We start from the raw sequence: 760 nt of genomic DNA on the forward strand, positions 1-760 counted from the left end.
TCAGTGCCGGTGCCCTCGATGATGGCCGCGGCATCCACGCCCAGCATGCCGAGCAGATCGGCCTCGGACAGCGTGCCAATATCCCCCTCAGCGTCGACGCCGGTGACACTCGGCGTGACGCTATCGGTGAGATCCACGTCCGACACGGACAGCGTGCCCGTGGCCGACAGCGGCGCATTCGCTTCTGTCAGACTGGCGGCGGCACTGTCGTCCGCGTCCACGCGGATCACCGGACCATCGTTGTCACCGGTGATGGTGATGTCGACCGTGGTGGTCGAGTCATCGCTCAGCGTGACGGTGTATTGCTCGGTGACCGTCTGGCCAGCGGCCAGCGCCTGGGTCGCCTCGGCATCGTTGGCGAGGTCGTAGGTCCAGTTGCCCGCGGCATCGACCGTGAAGGTGCCGTAGTCGCTGCCGTCGGTGGCCGCGACAAAGGCCAGGTCGGCATTGTCGGCGTCCGTCGCGGTCAGCGTGCCACTGACACTCTGGGTGCCGTCTTCTGCCACGGCGCCAGAATCGGTGGAGATGACCGGCAGATCGTCGGTGCCGGTGATGGTGATGACGACGTTCTGGGTGTCCGTCGCGCCGGCGGTGTCGGTGACCGTTACCTCATAGGTCAGCGTCAGCACCTCACCCGCCGCCAGGTAGTCAAAGTCTTCCCCGACCGTGCTGCTGTCGAAGTTCCAGGTGAGATTGCCGTCAGTGCCGGTGCCCTCGATGATGGCCGCGGCATCCACGCCCAGCATGCCGAGCAGATCGG

At 66.2% G+C, this 760-nt stretch carries 1 protein-coding gene; it reads right to left on the reverse strand.

All coding sequences use genetic code 11. From position 1 onward, the window contains the following. A partial coding sequence (locus QD356_RS17730) for a VCBS domain-containing protein (RefSeq protein WP_279878490.1) occupies positions 1-760 on the reverse strand: 760 nt, incomplete at both ends.

It is taken from the genome of Cobetia sp. 2AS, from assembly GCF_029846355.1.
GTDB lineage: Bacteria > Pseudomonadota > Gammaproteobacteria > Pseudomonadales > Halomonadaceae > Cobetia > Cobetia amphilecti.